Annotated in this window: 16 protein-coding genes; 3 read left to right on the top strand and 13 right to left on the bottom strand. The window is 43.8% G+C overall.

Features of this window, described 5'->3' with window-relative positions:
* Positions 1-3: 3 nt before the first annotated feature.
* The 4 genes from pcaF to CWM52_RS00060 form a co-directional block, all read right to left on the bottom strand.
* On the bottom strand, positions 4-1,206 hold the full coding sequence (gene pcaF, locus CWM52_RS00085; protein ID WP_100682240.1) for a 3-oxoadipyl-CoA thiolase: 1,203 nt from the start codon (positions 1,204-1,206) through the stop codon (positions 4-6).
* A 21-nt stretch (positions 1,207-1,227) separates the two neighbouring features.
* Positions 1,228-2,409, bottom strand: a complete 1,182-nt coding sequence (locus CWM52_RS00080) for an MFS transporter (RefSeq protein WP_100682239.1) — start codon at positions 2,407-2,409, stop codon at positions 1,228-1,230.
* Between the two features lie 15 nt (positions 2,410-2,424).
* The gene (locus CWM52_RS00075; protein ID WP_100682238.1) at positions 2,425-3,567 is read right to left on the bottom strand and encodes a thioester reductase domain-containing protein; all 1,143 of its coding nucleotides are present in this window, start codon (positions 3,565-3,567) and stop codon (positions 2,425-2,427) included.
* Positions 3,568-4,881: 1,314 nt separating this feature from the next.
* Complete coding sequence (locus CWM52_RS00060) at positions 4,882-5,832, bottom strand: ArdC family protein (protein WP_100682237.1); 951 nt, start codon at positions 5,830-5,832, stop codon at positions 4,882-4,884.
* 512 nt (positions 5,833-6,344) lie between these two features.
* On the opposite strand from CWM52_RS00060, the gene CWM52_RS00055 reads away from it, so the two are divergent.
* Positions 6,345-6,674, top strand: coding sequence for an NIPSNAP family protein (locus CWM52_RS00055; RefSeq protein WP_048269271.1), 330 nt, complete (start codon positions 6,345-6,347; stop codon positions 6,672-6,674).
* A 49-nt stretch (positions 6,675-6,723) separates the two neighbouring features.
* Here the strand turns inward: CWM52_RS00055 and CWM52_RS00050 are convergent, their stop codons facing one another.
* Entirely contained in the window at positions 6,724-7,488 is a 765-nt protein-coding gene (locus tag CWM52_RS00050) for a sulfite exporter TauE/SafE family protein (protein ID WP_048269272.1), read from the bottom strand.
* A gap of 125 nt (positions 7,489-7,613) precedes the next feature.
* Positions 7,614-8,591: a hypothetical protein gene (locus CWM52_RS00045; RefSeq protein WP_100682236.1), complete on the bottom strand. Its 978-nt coding sequence runs from the start codon at positions 8,589-8,591 to the stop codon at positions 7,614-7,616.
* A 215-nt stretch (positions 8,592-8,806) separates the two neighbouring features.
* Here CWM52_RS00045 and CWM52_RS00040 point away from each other — a divergent pair, with 215 nt between their 5' ends.
* Positions 8,807-9,676 carry a LysR family transcriptional regulator gene (locus CWM52_RS00040; RefSeq protein ID WP_048269273.1) on the top strand — a complete coding sequence of 290 codons (870 nt, stop codon included), beginning with the start codon at positions 8,807-8,809 and terminating at the stop codon, positions 9,674-9,676.
* A 131-nt stretch (positions 9,677-9,807) separates the two neighbouring features.
* Here the strand turns inward: CWM52_RS00040 and CWM52_RS00035 are convergent, their stop codons facing one another.
* The 3 genes from CWM52_RS00035 to CWM52_RS26600 all read right to left on the bottom strand — a co-directional run bounded on the left by CWM52_RS00035 (position 9,808) and on the right by CWM52_RS26600 (position 12,377).
* Positions 9,808-10,536 (bottom strand): aspartate/glutamate racemase family protein, encoded by a 729-nt coding sequence (locus CWM52_RS00035; RefSeq protein WP_048985545.1) that lies wholly within the window; start codon positions 10,534-10,536, stop codon positions 9,808-9,810.
* A 383-nt stretch (positions 10,537-10,919) separates the two neighbouring features.
* Positions 10,920-12,110, bottom strand: a complete 1,191-nt coding sequence (locus CWM52_RS00030; RefSeq protein WP_227521245.1) for an ATP-dependent nuclease — start codon at positions 12,108-12,110, stop codon at positions 10,920-10,922.
* Positions 12,111-12,149: 39 nt separating this feature from the next.
* Positions 12,150-12,377, bottom strand: coding sequence for a hypothetical protein (locus tag CWM52_RS26600; protein WP_227521244.1), 228 nt, complete (start codon positions 12,375-12,377; stop codon positions 12,150-12,152).
* Positions 12,378-13,106: 729 nt separating this feature from the next.
* On the opposite strand from CWM52_RS26600, the gene CWM52_RS00025 reads away from it, so the two are divergent.
* On the top strand, positions 13,107-13,334 hold the full coding sequence (locus CWM52_RS00025) for a hypothetical protein (RefSeq protein WP_100682235.1): 228 nt from the start codon (positions 13,107-13,109) through the stop codon (positions 13,332-13,334).
* A gap of 162 nt (positions 13,335-13,496) precedes the next feature.
* On the opposite strand, the gene CWM52_RS00020 is transcribed toward CWM52_RS00025, so the two are convergent.
* The 4 genes from CWM52_RS00020 to CWM52_RS00005 all read right to left on the bottom strand — a co-directional run bounded on the left by CWM52_RS00020 (position 13,497) and on the right by CWM52_RS00005 (position 17,661).
* Positions 13,497-14,081: a TetR/AcrR family transcriptional regulator gene (locus CWM52_RS00020; RefSeq protein ID WP_117433770.1), complete on the bottom strand. Its 585-nt coding sequence runs from the start codon at positions 14,079-14,081 to the stop codon at positions 13,497-13,499.
* Between the two features lie 78 nt (positions 14,082-14,159).
* Complete coding sequence (locus tag CWM52_RS00015; protein ID WP_100682233.1) at positions 14,160-15,554, bottom strand: efflux transporter outer membrane subunit; 1,395 nt, start codon at positions 15,552-15,554, stop codon at positions 14,160-14,162.
* A 159-nt stretch (positions 15,555-15,713) separates the two neighbouring features.
* Positions 15,714-16,676, bottom strand: a complete 963-nt coding sequence (locus tag CWM52_RS00010; RefSeq protein ID WP_100682232.1) for an NmrA family NAD(P)-binding protein — start codon at positions 16,674-16,676, stop codon at positions 15,714-15,716.
* Between the two features lie 73 nt (positions 16,677-16,749).
* On the bottom strand, positions 16,750-17,661 hold the full coding sequence (locus tag CWM52_RS00005) for a helix-turn-helix domain-containing protein (protein ID WP_133121723.1): 912 nt from the start codon (positions 17,659-17,661) through the stop codon (positions 16,750-16,752).
* Positions 17,662-17,847 lie beyond the last annotated feature (186 nt).

Here is a 17,847-nt window from a genome sequence, read left to right as displayed (position 1 = left end):
TGACTAAATTCGTTCGATGATAACGGCAATACCCTGGCCGACACCAATACACATTGTGCAAAGTGCATAGCGCCCCTTTGTTCTTTGCAGTTGATAGCAGGCCGTCATAACAAGCCTTGCACCGCTTGCCCCCAGCGGATGTCCGAGCGCTATTGCTCCGCCGTTGGGATTAATCCGTTCATCATTAACGTCAATATCCAGTTGTTTCATCACTGCCAGCGCCTGAGCTGCAAACGCTTCATTAATCTCTATCACATCCATCTGGTCGATGGTGAGTCCTGCCAGTTCAAGAACTTTCCTGACGGCTGAAACCGGGCCAACTCCCATGATCCTTGGCTCTACGCCAGCAACTGCCGATGCCAGAATTCTCGCTTTTGGCGAAAGAGAATATTCGGACAACCCGGTTTCACTGCTGATTAATAACGCTCCCGCGCCGTCGTTGATCCCTGATGCGTTACCCGCAGTGATCGTACCATCTGCTGTCACAACCCCTCTGAGACGGGATAATGCCTCTAGCGTGGTTTCCCGTGGATGTTCATCCTTATTGAAGATAATATTCTCTTTATTTTTCTGAGGTAAGGTGACGGGAATAATCTCATCGTTAAAAATCCCGTTACGATAAGCATCTGATACCCGCCTCTGGCTGGTCAGAGCAAACAAATCCTGTTCTTCACGGGAAATGCCAAACTGGCGGGCAACATTCTCAGCCGTTTCAGGCATGGTATCCACGCCATAACGAGCTTTCATTTCAGGATTAATGAATCGCCATCCCATTGTTGTATCTTCGATGTTCAAACTTCGCGAGAAAGCTTTGTCTGACTTACCTAAAACAAACGGCGCACGACTCATATTTTCCACTCCCCCGGCAATAATAAGATTGACTTCACCGGATTTGATTGCCCGCGCCGCTACCACAATGGCATCAAGACTGGAGCCGCATAACCGGTTTATTGTTGTACCCGGAACACTGGCAGGCAGGCCAGCCAGCAGAAGAGCCATCCGGGCGACATTCCGGTTATCCTCACCGGCCTGATTCGCGCAACCTAAAATAACATCATCAATATTGCTGAAATTGATGGCCGGATTTCTTTCCATAAGAGCAGAAATCGTCAGCGCTGCAAGATCATCGGCCCGTACAGAGGAAAGGGCTCCACCATAACGCCCAAAAGGGGTACGAACGGCATCACAAATATAGGCATTCATCATATTATTTCCTCTTAAATTCACTCAGGCCAGAGCATCAGTATTTTTATTCGTATTCGCTTGTCTCATATTCAGCAACAGGACAAAACAGGAAAGAATAAATCCCATTACAGTGATCCCGGTCCATCCGTACCGGACACTGATTTCAGCCCCCGCACGGGTTCCGACAGCACCACCGATAAAATAAGAGCACATAAATACTGTATTTAAACGACTCCTTCCTTCTACGGATAATGCCAGCGCTCTCAGTTGGTTCCCCACAAGCCCTGCCCGTCCTCCGATATCGAGAAGAACAAGAGCAACAATTAACGCAAACAGATAATGAGGAGAAAAGAAGACAGAGATAAAACCCAGTAATGCAATCACACTTCCCACTAATACAACAATACGTGGGCTGTAACGGTCAGCCATTTTCCCTATATAAGGTGTGGCAAGAATCCCGGTAATGCCTGCAAATCCGAAACTGCCGACAATATCACTGCCATAATGGTAAGGTGGTCGCGCAAGTAAAAATGCAAGCCCACCCCATAATGCGCTGAACCCACCAAACATCATTGCCCCACAAAAACATGATAATCTGAGATCACCTTCTTTTATAAAAAAAGTGATAAGTGATTTCAGCAGTAAATGATAGGGGATCTGTGATGCCGCCGTTTTACTGTGTGGTAAAAGTCTGGGAACCATAATAAGCAAAAGAAGATCCAGAGCAGTAGCCACAAGATACATCGACCGCCATCCAAAATAATTGCCAACAAATCCGGACAGGATCCTGCCAAACAGGACACCAGCCATTAATCCGCTCATCACGGTTCCAACTGCACGTCCTCTTTGTTCCGCAGGAGCTATCAGGGATACCATCGGAATGACAATCTGTGCACCAACAGATGTCATACCAATGACAATATTTACAGTAAGTAGCTGTCCAATCGTTTGCGTGAAAGAGGCCGCTGCCGAAGCAGCAGCATTAATGCCCAATAAAATAATAAGCAGTTTCCTGCGTTCAAACCGGTCGCCCAGTGGCACGAAGAAAACAAGACCTGCTGCATAAGACAGTTGTACAAACATCGCAACAGAACCGGCATGTTTTTCATCAACCGCGAAATCTTTTGCAAAGAGTTCAAGCAGGGGCTGATTATAATAAATATTGGCAACAGCAAAAGCACACAGACAAGCCAGTGCAAAATAACTACTTTGTGTTCTTTCCATAAATATCAGACCTGTTTAAGCAGCATTTACAGCGTGAGGTACTGGTAAAAAATCAACTGACTGTAGATACCTTAAATATGTATCCAGTAATTCGTATCTCAAAGCAGGTAATTTATAGGCCAGGCGCTCAGTCGCCGCCATCGTATTATGGAAATCAAACTTATCAATTTCACGGCCAAACCTGAGGATCTTATCATGAGAGCCATCAACGCCATAAAGTGGAAGAAAACGGAAGAGTGCATTACTTTCATTATCCGCCAGAAGTTTTTTCTGCCAGTCATAAAATTCCGTAGTCTCAATTTTATACCCACGTAAGTTCAGCCATGAAACAATGTCTTCCCAACTGATAAGTCCGGAATAGTTAAACAGATTGAGAACATCTCCCCCTTCTGACATATACCTGGATTGAGCCATGATGGCTGTGGTGTAATCGACAGGAGCGAAATTAATCATTCTGGGGAGAACCGGGGCGTAACCCAGTTGAATGCAGCTTTTGATAAACAGCATAAACTGGTTATCGGCAAAAAGCGAAGCACCTGTATGGCTTTGACCTGAAATATAACCGAGCCGGAAAAGATTAACTTTTCCACCCTGCTCCTGAAATTTCTCCAGAAGACGCTCAGATTCCCATTTCGAAAGCAAATACCCCATGTCAGAGTTAAGAACGGCATTACCCGGAAAGGCCTCAACATAACGACCATCCTTGTCCTTTTTAGCCGCAGACCCTAACGTTGAAACAAAATTAATGATTTTATCCCGACCTTTCTGAGCGATGCTGATGATATCTGCGACACTGTCCACATTGGGCGCTTTTAGCACTTCATATGGTCGGATGTGATTGACACGTGCCGCAATATGGTGAATAACATCCACCTCTGAACAGAGTTCTTCAAAAGCGGCATCGGATATACCCAGCCGGGGTTGCGTAATATCGCCGTCAATGACTGATATATTGGTTGCCGCTGCCAGTTGTTCATGGCTTGGCACCGAAAATTTTTCAAATGCGGTGAACAATCTTTCCTTTTCATTATTTTTATCCACTTTCCGGGAAAGAATATAAATCCTCCCGATATCTTTATTCTCCAGAAGATCAGCCAGCAGATATGAACCAATGAAACCCGTCGCACCTGTTAATAATACATTTTTCTTGCTGTGCATATCAGAATCCTCAAAACAATTGGGAAGGCATATTTACTCTATGTAACAGTCACTCATTGAGGAATACACAAAACGGGCATAATTGTTTTGCACAGAAAGCAAAACTGAAGTTATTGCTATAAGTACAGAGCATAAGTGAAGAACAACAAAACCTCTCATGTTAAGGGGGGGGGTATTTTTGATTTACATCAGTATTTAATTGATAATAGAGATGTTAATGAAACACAAAAAAGCGAATATGAGCATGCTTTTCGATTTATGACGAAAAAAAAATAATGCACTGAGATTTTAGACGATGGTGTTAAGGCTTGCTGATTTTTGGCTTCAATTTCAAAGAAATTGTTAAGCCGTAAAAATAAGCAAGTGGAGCGTGGACAGAAAATTCAGTTCCGGAGGAATTGTTAATTTTCAGGCACCGCGCCCACCTGCGAACATTCGCCCGAAGCGAATTGAGCAGGCCGGGGGGAGCCGCAAAAATTTTGCCGCCCCGGCGAGCAAAAAGGCACGCCCACGTGCCGGTTTTTGTGGGGGGCCTGCCCCGCACACCGTCAAGCCAGGTAATATTTCCCGCCCACGGGGAATATTGCCGATCAGGCGCGACCAATCCCTTTAAAGCAGCGTTCCCGTTTTTTCGCTCCGAGCTGGCGAGGAAAAGAAAAAACAGGCGAAACGCAGCGTCTTAAAGGGGTTGGTCGCGCGTAGCGCGTGACGGTGTGCCGCTTTTGACCCTGGGGGTTTTGACGCAGCGTTCAGCGGAGTCATTACCCCCATGTGACATGCAGTAAGGGCGTCCAGCCCGAACGTAATGACACACGCCGTTGCCCGTGATTCGGGCGCTTCTGATGACAGACGACCACGGGTCGGCTGGTATCTGATAGCCAGGAACACGGGGATGCCTGCAGGATGCGGGCAACCGGTTGGACGTCATCTGTGGGCGTCTCCAGTGGGCGTGGGGTCTGACGTCCATCCGTGACGCCCATAGTCAGCGCCTGTGTCAGCATGAAAACAGATACCAGCGGCGTGTCCGTTTTCATGGCAAAAAACTGAGCCGGGAACACTTACCGTTCGCCCCACTCAGTCGCCCAATACCGGAGGGCGGATAAACGGGGCGATGTCGTAGGGCATAATTCGACGGGAGACACCTGCTGGATGCGCGGGCTCTTTGCCGCCCGCACCCGCAGCCTGCGAATTTATTCGGGTATAAGATGCCCGGATAAATTCGCAGGGAAATAAATATCGCCTGGAATATCTCTCATCCTGTTGGCCCAGATATAAGGCGAAAGCTGCCTTCCCTTGCAACACCTTATTTTACACTCATTGCTTATCCATCAGATAACGGTGCGCTTTTGACGCTGCGCTGGCTGCCCTGAAAATATAACGTTTATCGTTTTTCAGTGCCTGCAACCAGGACGCAATATAACTCTCGTGCTGAACCTCGCCCTCAATCCTCAAATCGGCCATCAGAAACGCGCTGCCGAGTTCCGCGCACAACTCCTCGAAAGCGTAACACTCACTGCCAAATCTGCCTTTCATTTCTCGGTTAAGGCGAGATTTTGCCCCGGTCCAGTGAACCAGCTCATGCAGGCCGGTGGCATAGAAGTTTGCCGCATCGTTAAACAGGTGACGCTCAGGCAGCCAGATTTCATCCGTGGCAGGCATGAAGTAAGCATTCTGCCCCTTCTCGATGATTTTCGCACCGCTGCAACTGAAAAGTGCTTCTGCCTGCGGTAACGGGTCAAACGTAGCGACAGGTGCTTCCGCACCGGTTTCATCCGTCACAGGCAGACCGTCAATCTGGTCAACATTAAATACAGTGAAGGTTTTCAGCATCGGGATATATTCCGTCTTGCCATCGTCGTTTTCTTTCTCCAGCGTGGTGTAGAAAATGGCTGTTGTTCCGCGCTCACCCTTACGTACCTGACCGCCAGCGGTCTGACTTTGTTTGTATGTCATCCAGCGTGAATCACTGAATCCCTGTTTCGATGCACTGCACCACAGCAGCATGATATTCATCCCACTGTAGGCTACGCCGGTGGCGTAATTAACGGGCAGACCGGACATCCCCGGAACACGCTTCCAGGGGCAGGACCACGGTTTTACACCCGCTTCCAGTGTTGGAATGAGGCTGTCTGTCACGGTCTGGTAAATATCCGTCCGGCTTTTTAACCCTTTCGTTTTTGAAGAGCCTGAGCGCTCCAGCGACGATACGCTGGTCGCCGCTGCGGGGTTAGGGGCGGTAGTCTGGTTATATAGGGAAATAGTCATGTTTTTTCTCCGTCAGTGGTGTGATTTTCGTCTTCGTATCGCCTGACGGTTCGTTTTCCCGGCGTCGTTCTGGCCCGCAGGGGCGCAGAATGCGTGCAATTCACCCTTGCGGGACGGGTTGCAACGGGAAACGATTAACCGGAAGCGAATACGGGAACGGAAAGCACACGGGAGAAATAATCTGCCTCTGCATAACCGGGCGTAGCGCTCCTTACTCCGCAGTGGTGAAATGGGGTTGACTAAAGGCTGGCGTTGGCAGATGGGATGGCAGGAAGCCTGAATTTATCAATCAGGCCGGTCATCTGATGTATTGACGGCGGGACACATACTAACCGATATTTATTTTGATGGTACAGGCATAATCGGGGTATGCTGCTGTCACTGCTACAGTTAACAGTACTGGCAGAAACCTGTATCCATCTGATTGCAGTCTGCTGCATCAGTCCCTGATGTCACGTGCTGCCGCCCCGATTCCCGGTACAGGCAAATGCAGAATAACGAGGACAGGTACAATGATTAATCAGCTTCGTCTTTATACAATAAACCCGGATTTACGTGATGAATTTCTGGCAAGATTTGAAAAACACGCGGCCAGAATCATGAGGGATAAGTATGGTTTTAATATACTGGCTATGTGGTTATCCGGTGAAAGTGCCAGACTCCGGTTTATATACCTGCTTTCATGGACAGACAAAACAGTCATGAACGACTCATGGGCAGAATTTATGGCAGATGAAGAATGGCGTACAATAAAAAAACAATTCTGGGAAACCACGCCTGAACCCGTATTATCTATAGAGGATATTGTGCTGGAAGCGGCCGGGTTTTCATCTCCATTATAAATTTTAATCAAAAAAGCTGTTCAGTCTGAAAATTTACTTTCAGACTGATTCAGAGAATGGAAACCCCCATTCGTCCGATAAGAAACAGTAATAGTATCAGGAAAAAAACCCTGATAAACCCACTGCCATACCGCAAGGCTAAAAATACGCCCGTAATCGCCCCTGCAACATTACAAATACCGACTATACCTCCGGTTATCCACAATACATTCCCTGACGGCACAAAAAAAAGTAGTGCAGCAGTAAAAGTCCCAAGGTTTATTAATTTGGCTGATGCAGAAGCATTCAGAAAATCAAAGCCAAAACATTTAACAAAGGCAAACAATAAAAGACTTCCGCTGCCTGCTCCGAATATACCATCATAGAATCCGATAAAAGCGCCTAACACTATCCCCAACAGTATCTCTTTCAGACCAATCCTGATATCCGCATGTAGTCGTCCCAGATCTTTTCTTATGAACGTATAGACCGCCATAATAATAAGAACGACAAAAACCAGATATTCCATAAACTCTCTTGGTATAAGAGAGACAGTGTATGCGCCAGCGAATGAAAAAATAAATGCAGCGCCCATTACTGGAATAATTAGCTTCCATATAATCTTTACCCGGCGGAGATACCCTGAGACAGAAAATGCGTTCCCGAGCAGAACTGCCAGTTTGTTGGTGCCAAAAATCGTTGCCAGACTGGAGCCAGGTAGCGCATGAATAAGCGCAGGAATTTGAACAAGCCCTCCACCACCAACAGCAGCATCGATCAGACCACCACAGAAAGCGAAGCCTCCCAGAGCAAAAAGAGAAATATCAACATTCATAACTTATTACAGTCCCCCGCAAAAGCAATAAAGACATATTTTAAACTTATTTCTCTTGTAACACCTGAGGCATCATTACCTGCCCCATAACAGGCAACGAACAATAGGATAGCCAGTTCCGTATTTCAGTGAGTCAGAACGTTTTGTAATGCAGAAAAAGCCACGCCGACTCTCCTGTTATAATCAAGCATGACATGTTTAAGTCGTTCTGTATCGAATGACAGCCCCGCGATACGGCCAAAGTCCTGTAACGCGGCCAGCGCATGCAAGCCATGCCTGTTTTCCACCTCCCCGGCATGGCCCATGACATAACCTTTGGCGTTACGCAGAGTTTTAGTGTCCTCATTTAACGACGCATTGAAGGACAATAATTTCCCCTCTATAAACTGAGCAAGAAAATTGTATTCACGTCCGTTCCAGAGTTCAGAAGCGACAGAGACCATCATGGCATCCATGACAGACTGCAGATATTCAGGAGAACGCATTGCAGACTTATGTTTTGCAATGCCAGTATTGTAGAGGAAATCAGAGAATTCATTACACTCATTGATTTTATATTGATCATCAACCCAGGCTGCGGCCCTGAAAGCATTTGTCATGTATTTATACATTCCGTCATGCCCCTTCTGACCAAGTCCAAAGTCATCTTTTGTTACTTCATGCATATGGGCCAGAACGTTATGATAGATAGCCTGATCTTCATGTGAAATATAAAGTGCATCAGCGGACAGTCGCATGATTATTTTTCCGGATACCAGGCTTGTCGTTTTGTGCGTTTCATTCCAGCCGTTAAAGAAGCTGAGGACACCGGGATCAACTTTATCCTTTTGCAGAAAGGCAAGAAAAGTCCCTTCCGCATAAGCCTGTGCCTCCTGGGTTATCTCATGACAAAGAACTTCGTACATCATATTCTGAATGTCCTTGACATGATCAATATGCGCGGGCACGGGTGACCTGCGAACATCTCCGGCTATCCAGCGACCAGGAATTTTTAACATTGCGATATGTTCAGGCAAACCATCGATGAATATCTCACCCAGTTCCTGCATAGAATAAGATTTTTTCGATATGTCATCACAGCCTTGCAAAGATAAGGAAGTCATATATTCACCTCTGTTATTCACGGACTGAAGTATTTAAAGACTCCTGATCCATTCATTGGTAAATGAATGAAAAATTGACTATTTCCGGTTTTCATTACGGCGTTTAAAAAATAATGTCTGATTCCACCTGCTCCAGGCATTGTAGGATGATTGATTAACACACTACAACTGACTTATAGTGAGTTAATTATTCACTTTTAGTGAGGTGTGAGGGGATGGATTTATCTCAGCTGAAAATGTTTAAAACCGTCGCCGAGCAGGGTAGCATTGCCAGAGCATCTGAGATACTGCACTGCGTTCCCTCAAATATCACAAACAGAATCAAGCTCCTGGAAACGGAACTGGGTGTTTCTCTTTTCATCCGCAAGGGGCGCGGCCTGGTCATCACACCTTCGGGAGAAATACTGCTTGAGTACGCCAGCAAAATACTGACTTACTGTCAGGAAGCCCGCCGGGCACTTGAGCCCTCATCAGAACCTGCCGGGATCCTGCGGGTCGGAGCGATTGAATCTGCCGCAACAGGACGGCTACCGATGGTTCTCTCAAAATTCCACCAGAACTATCCTGCAGTCCAGGTGCAGTTCAGTACAGGGACATGGCAACAGTTAGTCAGTGATGTCGCCGGGCATAAACTCGATTGCGCTGTTATCGCGACAAAGGATGACCATCCGGATATCACTTATGTGAATGCTCACCAGGAATCACTGGTATTCATTGCCTCTCCGTTTACGGGAGAGATCTCTGCCCCTCAGGACCTCAAAGGAAAACGGATTTATATGTGGCCGCACGGGTGTCCTTACCGACAGGCCCTTGAGCGATGGGTCAATCAGCATCAGGTCACGGTCGATATCACCAGCATTGCAAGCTACGGAACGATTCTTGGATGTGTCAGCTCCGGAGCCGGTGTCTCGCTGGTCCCTGCTGGCTTTTTTGAGCAGTTCAAAAGAACAGGTAATATCAGGGGGTATACTTTTAGCGAGTTATTTCCCGTACAAAATTACTTTATAAAAAACAGCAGAATAGACCGCCATCACTCACGTAATGCGTTTGAAACGTTATTGCGTGCTGAATTAAACGATGTGTGACTTTTTTATGGCCATAATCAGCACATCACACCGCGAGAACGTGGCCGTAGCGTGTTTCGCAGCTCTAAAACGCCTGATGGTGTAATATAATAAGTTTTAACGAGGGTCAATAATCACTGAATATGAACCAGTTAACGTGCCGCGCCAGAATCATTTTTTTCCTCAATCAGTCGTCTGTAGTGCCTTATTGTCGCTCGGGAGAGGCTTGTCGCGGTATCCACGATGGCAAAGTTAAAAGAATTCCTCGATATCAGTGGGCTAAGATCTGTACATGCAATAAGAACAGCATCGGCCTGAGTGCTTTCGACCATCGACATTAAATGATGCCATCTGGCCTGAACCTCCGGGTCCCTGGAGCCTTTTGCTTTTACTAACCCAATTAACGATGTGGTTGTGGAACGAAGCTCCTGCGAATCAATTACCTCTCTGCCTGCATCTCGTATCCGTTGCTGATAAAAACTGGCTTCATGCGTTGGCCCGGTGGCATGTATTGCGACTTTACCTGCTTCTGCTGGCAGGGCTTCAAGCGCACTGTCAGCGATATGGAGAAGTGGGATACCAGCACTAACCTCATTCATTTCATCAAAGTAGCAGTGTGCAAGGTTACAGGGTACGGCTATCAGACTTACGTCTGCTTTGACGAGTTCAGCTATACCATGCTGCAGGGCGGCTATCATTTCGCTGCAATTAATTTTCTTACCAGGCCAGAAAGGGGTTGGCAGGGAGATGATATGCATCTCAGGAAAATCCATATCATATTTTGCCCCACACACAACCTGGCAGTCTGTTACCAGCATATCAATAAACGGGGCTGTAGACCGGGGCCCCATGCCTGCAAGTATACCTAAAGAAACACCCATTATCTGATACCTCCATTTAAAATTTTATCGGTTGGCAGGTTGCTAATATATTAAAATAAAAATGTAAAATCTATTTTTCTTTTCAATCGTTAGTTTGGCTATCATGTTCATCTCGTTCAAACTGAAATATAACATTAGAGAGTTATATTATTGTCTGCTAACTTCGCATCTAAAATTTTAAAATGATTATGACAAGCCACACGACTCATTACACAACCTGTTATTTGGAACGCTCATTTTCACACAAGACTGGAAGGAAAAATATAAACATCAACCTGCTATGAGTAAGTGGCAAATAATTAAAAACAGATAACCACTAAAATAATTACTATAGATACAATGCCTGCAAATAATAATTTTGCAGGCATTACAGGTAGGTATTATTAGACGCCTGTTATACGTATATTATGTTGTTGATTGTTTTTTACGGCCCAAACAGTTAAATCCGCTAGAACCTGAGAAATAAACTCGCTGTTTGGATCATGACCTATCGGGTCATAATCATCTCCGTTGAACAAGCTTGATATAAGATTTTGTACTTTAACCTTGAGTTCGTCATCAGATGATATGCGATGAAAAGCAGAATATGGTTTATCTTTGCCAAGTGCCGCTCCTCCCAGAAAACGTTCAAAGTCAGGGATGCTCCAGCGGTGATAAACAATATGGCCATTTTGTCTGCATTTTATTATTTCGTTACGAATTGTCTCATTGATGGTCCACATTCCATTCCCGGAACCATCCTTGCGATATGGCCAATCAATATCATGCACAATCCCAAAGTTGCTTTTGAAATGGCGTAGCATTTTTATTAGAGGTACAAGAACGGCTTTACCCCGCGCCCGGATAATGCTTATCTTTCCGGCCATTTCATGCTGAGTTTTTACTATTGCAGAAATAAATGAAGCATGTTCAGTATCACCCTCCACAACAATTGGATAACTACCAAAGAATATTTCCGCAAAACCCATATCAGTTAATTGCAATGCCTGTAAATTATCTTTTTCTTCTGCAGAAAAGTTTGCTTCATCAGCGACATATAATTTTGGAGATAGTGATTTTCCATCAGATGAACGCTGCATACGCGCAATTGTCGTATGGTCTTCAAGTGGGTTAATAAAGTAAGGCGAGTGCGTAGTCAATAATACTTGCCAGTCAGGATGTTTTCCCAGAGCATAAAGATGTGATTGTGCAGCTCTTGCCGCCATTGGATGCAAAGCATTTTCTGGCTCATCCATCAGAAGGACGTAGCCCGGCAATGCTGGATCTTCGGCATCCTCGGGAATCACACCTCCATTTTTTATAGCGTCAATTTGATGGTTAAGTAATTTTACGGCCTCGCTTTCTGCATCCTTTTTACACTCTTTCTTTAATTGTTCATTTAAAGACTTAAGAAGTGCATCTCGTTTTTCAGTTTGTCGACTGATCTCATTATGAACTTGCAACATTGCCCAGAATAATGCTCTCCTTGCTCCTGTACCTTGTTGTCCTATTCGGGATTGACCAGCAGCTTCTTCAACCAATAATCCGGAGCCCTGTTTGAGCAAATTCTCAATTTTTAGCTCAGGTGGAATCATTTCTACATGAAGTTGTACTCCAAGCCCTGGAAAGATACTTTAAAATCCAGATTGTATTTGCTGAGAAATGCTGGAAAGTCTTTCCTGATGAGGCACTGCCAGTGCATTAACAGTAGCTGCCAGAGCAGCTTTATCTTTGGATATCTGAGAGTTATTATCACTTTCCAGCGTCTTAAGTTCCTTTACTAAAGGGCTTAAGGCAAGGGTAAGCAATACTTCTTCTGTCGTTATGGCATCATCTAATAAACTTACCCGTGTCATCTTCATGATATTGCAGAGAATTATGAGTGTTTAGTAAAAAGTGCTGTGGTTTTATAGGGAAGTGGTCTGTAATATATGAAATCATTCATGCTTGTTATAATCAGCCGTTAAGTGCATTAGCTGCAACAAGAGCTGACACAACATTTTGAAAGACTATGAGTTACCGGGGTTTTGATCTTGGTGTCAAATACTTATACAAAACCAGAGGGACTATCATACTACCAATCCTGCCATCAAACACAAAACAGATTTGCTCAATCTGGCAAAAAACGGATATCTCAAAAAGTACGTGGAACTGAAACGGGTATGCGTAAAACCTGCCACCTCAAGCTGGATGTGATAGCACAAATTATTCCTTATGAAATTTCCAGTCGATGTAAAATTACCGGGAAGTAAACATCATCATTGTTTCATTGAGTTTTCCACCACTATCCAGATAGTGGTGTTTTTTTTGACTATTAACAACTTAATACTTAATTACTGGTTTAGAGCTTTTTATGTCATCTTCAGTTCGTAATTTCCATGCCAGAATCGGTAATTATCCGTATCTGGCGACAATTTTCGTGTTCAATGTCTTTGAATTGTTTCAATATAAACTGATTCCATTTTGTTAACTTTCGATTCCGAAGTTTAATAGCTTGGGTTCAGAAATGGCATCCTGATGACAGACGTCCTGAATAAAAGCATTCAGTCATCATTTAAGGGATGAGTGCAATTGTGAAAGACAGGAGCAATATGGGAAATAAACTATATTTTTATGCTTCATGTTGTGTGGCTTTTGTTTTTATCTGCATTATGATTATTGCTTTATCTTATCTTGCCTCAGGTTTTACTAATTATTTTTTATTTAATTTTTTGTTAAAATTTGGGGTTGCAGGAGCAATTTTAGGTTTGGTGATAATAAATATTATTTTTTTGATGATCGTGAGTTTCTTTATCTTTGTTTTATTTAGACGGGGTTAATATCTTAAATGAATAATGATACCCATAATAAGAGCGAGTGAGTTTTTCGCGTTGATATAAATATATTTCATCCTGGAGTAAAATTAATTGAAGCGTTTATTGAGCGCGCAATACAATAGTTTTATTCCATTTAATACCCATGAAATTCTGATTTGTTCAGCTTTATATTTTTAAGGAGTTGATTAGTGTTTTATAGATAACCGAAATGTTTTTATTTGTGAATTTTTGCCGATTCCTCATTAACGTTGTTTCCGTAATTAAAAAATCAATAATTTCAGGAATCATCTCCACATTATAATCGTGAGAAAATAGTGTTCCAGATTGTATTAGTGATAAGTGTTTTTTTATTAATTTTTGTTCATACTCATATTGTAAACCTGATAATTCTGGATAAAACATAGATTCTGTGCGAAAAATTAATTTTAAGTCAAAAACAGGCTGAACTAGGGAGTTTTTATTTTTCACCATATTACTGGATAAAATATAATCAATAGGATCTGGTTGAGTATAGATTAACGTTAATAACTGAATCTGTTTACCAAAATTATCTTTGAGAGCTTCCTTTGCTATCTCCATTTTACTTTCAAAACACCGATAGATCTGGCCTACACTCATCTGGGAATAAGTTGCTATATCAACCATTGAACAGCCACATATCCCTTTTCCTCGAATACAAAATGAGGCTGCATTTATTATCTTATTTCGATGACCAGGAATTATCGCTTTTCCATTGAGATTAGATGTCATTTATTTATTCCCCCATGCGTATTGGGTGTCAAATAGTTAAATGGCGGCATATTACCGCCACCGGCAACAGTTTGTTAACTATGATTTCCAGCCACCACCAAGTACCTTATAGAGGGTAACATGCTGGGTTATCTCACTCAGCCGGGTCGATACCTCTGTCTTTTGAGCCTCATACAAAGCCCGCTGCGCAATCAGAACATTGAGATACCCATCAATCCCTTCCTGATATCGGTTGTTAGCAAGGTCGTAGTATCGTTTGTTAGCAGCCGTATCCTGCTGTCTGGCAGCAAGTTCATATTTATATGTTGATTGTCCTGCCAGGGCATCAGAAACTTCCTTAAACGCCTGCTGGATGGCTTTTTCATAATTCGCTATTTCAATTCGCTTAGATATCTCTGCAACATCAAGATTTGCCTTGTTCTTACCTCCATCGAAAATAGGGATGCTGATACTTGGAACAAATGACCATGCAGCAGTACCGCCCTCAAGCAAATGACCTAGACTTTCAGATGCTGCCCCCCCTGATGCCGTGAGACTTATTGTCGGGAAAAAGGCAGCTCTTGCTGCGCCGATGTTAGCATTTGCTGCTTTAAGTGTATGTTCGGCGGCAATAATATCAGGCCTGTTAGTAAGAACGTCTGATGACATACCGCCCGGGAGTGCGGGAAAATGCCATGCTTTTTCTAAAGTAGCATTTTCCACAACACCCATTGGTAAATCAGTACCAAGTAAGAGTCGTAACGCATTCACATCCTGCTGTACCTGCCGGGTATACTGATAAACTTCGGCTTCAGCGCTTCTTAGTGTGGTTTCAGCCTGAGACAGATCCTGTTCACTGCTCACATCCAGCGCAAGGCGTTGTTTGGTCAAGTTATAAGTGTCACGCTGACTTTCTGCTGTTTCTCCAGCAAGTCTAAGTAGATCTTTATCTGCACACAGAGTCAGATAACTGGATACGACCTCTGATATCAGGCTGATTTGTGTCGCATGTGCAGTTGCCTCAGTGGACAGATAATTTTCAAGTGCCTGTGCTTTCAGGCTCCGGAGTCTGCCAAAAAAATCAAGCTCCCAGGATGTTACACCAAGGTTCGCTTCATACTGCTGGTAAGTCACCGGGCCGGTAGTCTGAGTAGAATACAGTCCACCAGGTAAATGCGACGAAGTCTGACTACCACTGGCCTCTATCGTGGGGAATAAAGCAGACCTTTCAATTCTGTACTGTGCCCTTGCAGATTCAATATTTAATGCTGCGACTTTTAGATCTCGGTTATTTTTCAGCGATAACGTCACCAGTTGCTTCAGAGTTACATCAGAAAAAAAACGCTGCCACTCGATATCGGCGACATTATTACGCTGCCCGTCTTTGAGCCATTGACCATTAACAGGTAAGCCAGGTCGTTCGTAATGTGGTTGTAAGTTACATGCGCTCAGACTGAACAGCGCAGGTAATAAGATGAATAGAGATTTTCTCATTTTATATCCTTTTAGGCACAGAGTGTTCATGAGTGAAATACTCTGTGCCCAGTAAACTACTTCGGTGGTATGCAAAAATACCCAAAGTGGACTAACAGGAAATGTAATTCATATACCTGTTTCCTTGTAGGTTCAGTGGCTCAACTTCCTGCCTTTATCTTATTTGATATCACGCCAGTGAGACACTTTCTGCTCCCATATATAGCGGTAATTGTAAATCAAATCCTGCGCTTTTCGGGGTTTACGTAACGTCAGAAAAATAAAATCAGTAGACTTAACGTCAAGCAACCCTTCAGCTATACTGGCTTCATTCGTGACCATATCATTTGCACACCACGGTACCGGCGATGAAGAAAAATCCTGGTCCGTATCACGCGGTATATTGATTGAGTCCAGGCACCTGAAGAACTCTTCTTTGTCAACAGGACAATATTCAATATTAATCCCCGAGACATTGCTTACCAGCTCACACAGTTCGCGTTGTGACACTGATTGCGAGCCAGTGATATTATAGGCCTGTCTGTTTTTACCCACGCCTAATAATAATGCAGCACCTGCCAGTGCACTGTCATCTTTTGCAATAAAAGTTGCTTTCCCTTCTCCTGCTGTCGTGTACCATTTATTACCGGACATTAATGATAACATCACGGAGGTTGTCAGATAGTTTTCAAGATAGAGATTATTTCGCATAACATTAAAATCCAGACCACAATCGTGCAGATAGAATTCTGTAGCTGTATGGTCTGGCGTAACATAAACGTGTGCATAGGCCGGATTTGTTGCTCCAATGAATGACGTATATGTAATGTGTTCCACTCCAGATTTTACAGCTGCATCGATGACATTTTTGTGCTGCCGTACCCGTTTATCTCCAATCAGAACACCTGATACCATAAAAAGACGCGTTCCGCCTGCAAAAGATTTTTGCATTCCGTCAGGATCATCATAATTCGCCTGTCTGAGCTCTATCCCAAGTGATTCCCAGCAGTTACGCAATTCAGAATCTATTCTGCCGGGGTCAGGGCAGGTAAAAATTAATTCCTCAGGATCCGTGCTTGAGATCATATTTTTCGCAACACGTCCGCCTAACTGTCCGTCAACTCCCGTGATAACGTATTTCATACATTCTCCTCAGTTAAAAATTTTGACTGATCCAGTTTGCCATGGCCGGTCAAGGCTGAATGCCTTTCAGGCATTACATAAACCTGTTGTCGACAGGTTTATGTAATGCATCACAGCACGGCACCAGATAGTTGCAACTGATAAAATTTGACTGCAATGAATGTATCTTTCTGTCAGAGATAAAATAGCGCTCAATATCGTATCCTTTTCTCCTGATGATACCCAGCTTAGGTAAATGATAACAGTTTACATCAACAATAAACTGCTGAAAGTCTGCTTTTATACCCGAATAATTGAACTGAACATAATTACCCTCCGGGATTACAATTTTCTTTAATTTATCATCCCCTGTAAATTTAACCATATATTCTTCTGGTGTTGCTGTAGAAAACTTAATCATTCCTCCAGGTATCCCGATACCTCCAGATTCAAAGTGGCTGAGTCCACAGATATAAGAAGGCAGTTCCGGATGGTACCTGAAATGTCTGTTAAAAAAATTCATTCTCACATCTATATCAAACTTGTTAAGACCTTCAAAAATACCAGAGCAGGGAAAAGAGTGCTGCATGCCGATTAGATATTGCTCTGGCATCCGGATAATATCAGGCTCTGATACCGGATATTTTATCCTCTTATATGGTGGATAAAGTTGTGAACAGTCCCATTCATTGTTATTTCTGTATCTTGCTGGCGTCTGGTGAAAATAATCTCTGAAAGAGCGCGTAAAGGCCTGCTGGGTGGTGAAACCATATTTCAGTGCAATATCAATAATATGTGTCCGGGTTATATGTAACTCTGCTGCAGCGGCAGATAACCTCCGCTGACGAATATAGCGACTAAGCGTAACCCCCGTTAACTCATGATAAACGCGCTGCAAATACCATTTCGAATACCCTGATTTCGCTGCCACTGTATCCAGAGATAACTTCGATGCGAGCCGGGATTCAATCCATTCGGTGAGTCCGTAAATAACATCATGTTGCATTGCACACCTCTTTATTACCAAGAGCAATATCAAAAGCGAAATCAAATGCTGACAAAGAGTGGACAATCTGCTGGCGGTTTCCTGGTGTCAAAATAATAGTTCTGAGTAACCCCATGAAGACATAGTAAATCGAGACTGTAATTTAAATTGTGTAATTGCCTGTTTTTGATATGTTCACTCCAACAA

Source organism: Raoultella sp. T31, from assembly GCF_002806725.1.
Classification (GTDB): Bacteria; Pseudomonadota; Gammaproteobacteria; order Enterobacterales; family Enterobacteriaceae; genus Klebsiella; species Klebsiella electrica.
The sequence above is the reverse complement of the archived record's forward strand: the minus strand, read 5'-3'. Positions and strand labels throughout refer to the sequence as shown.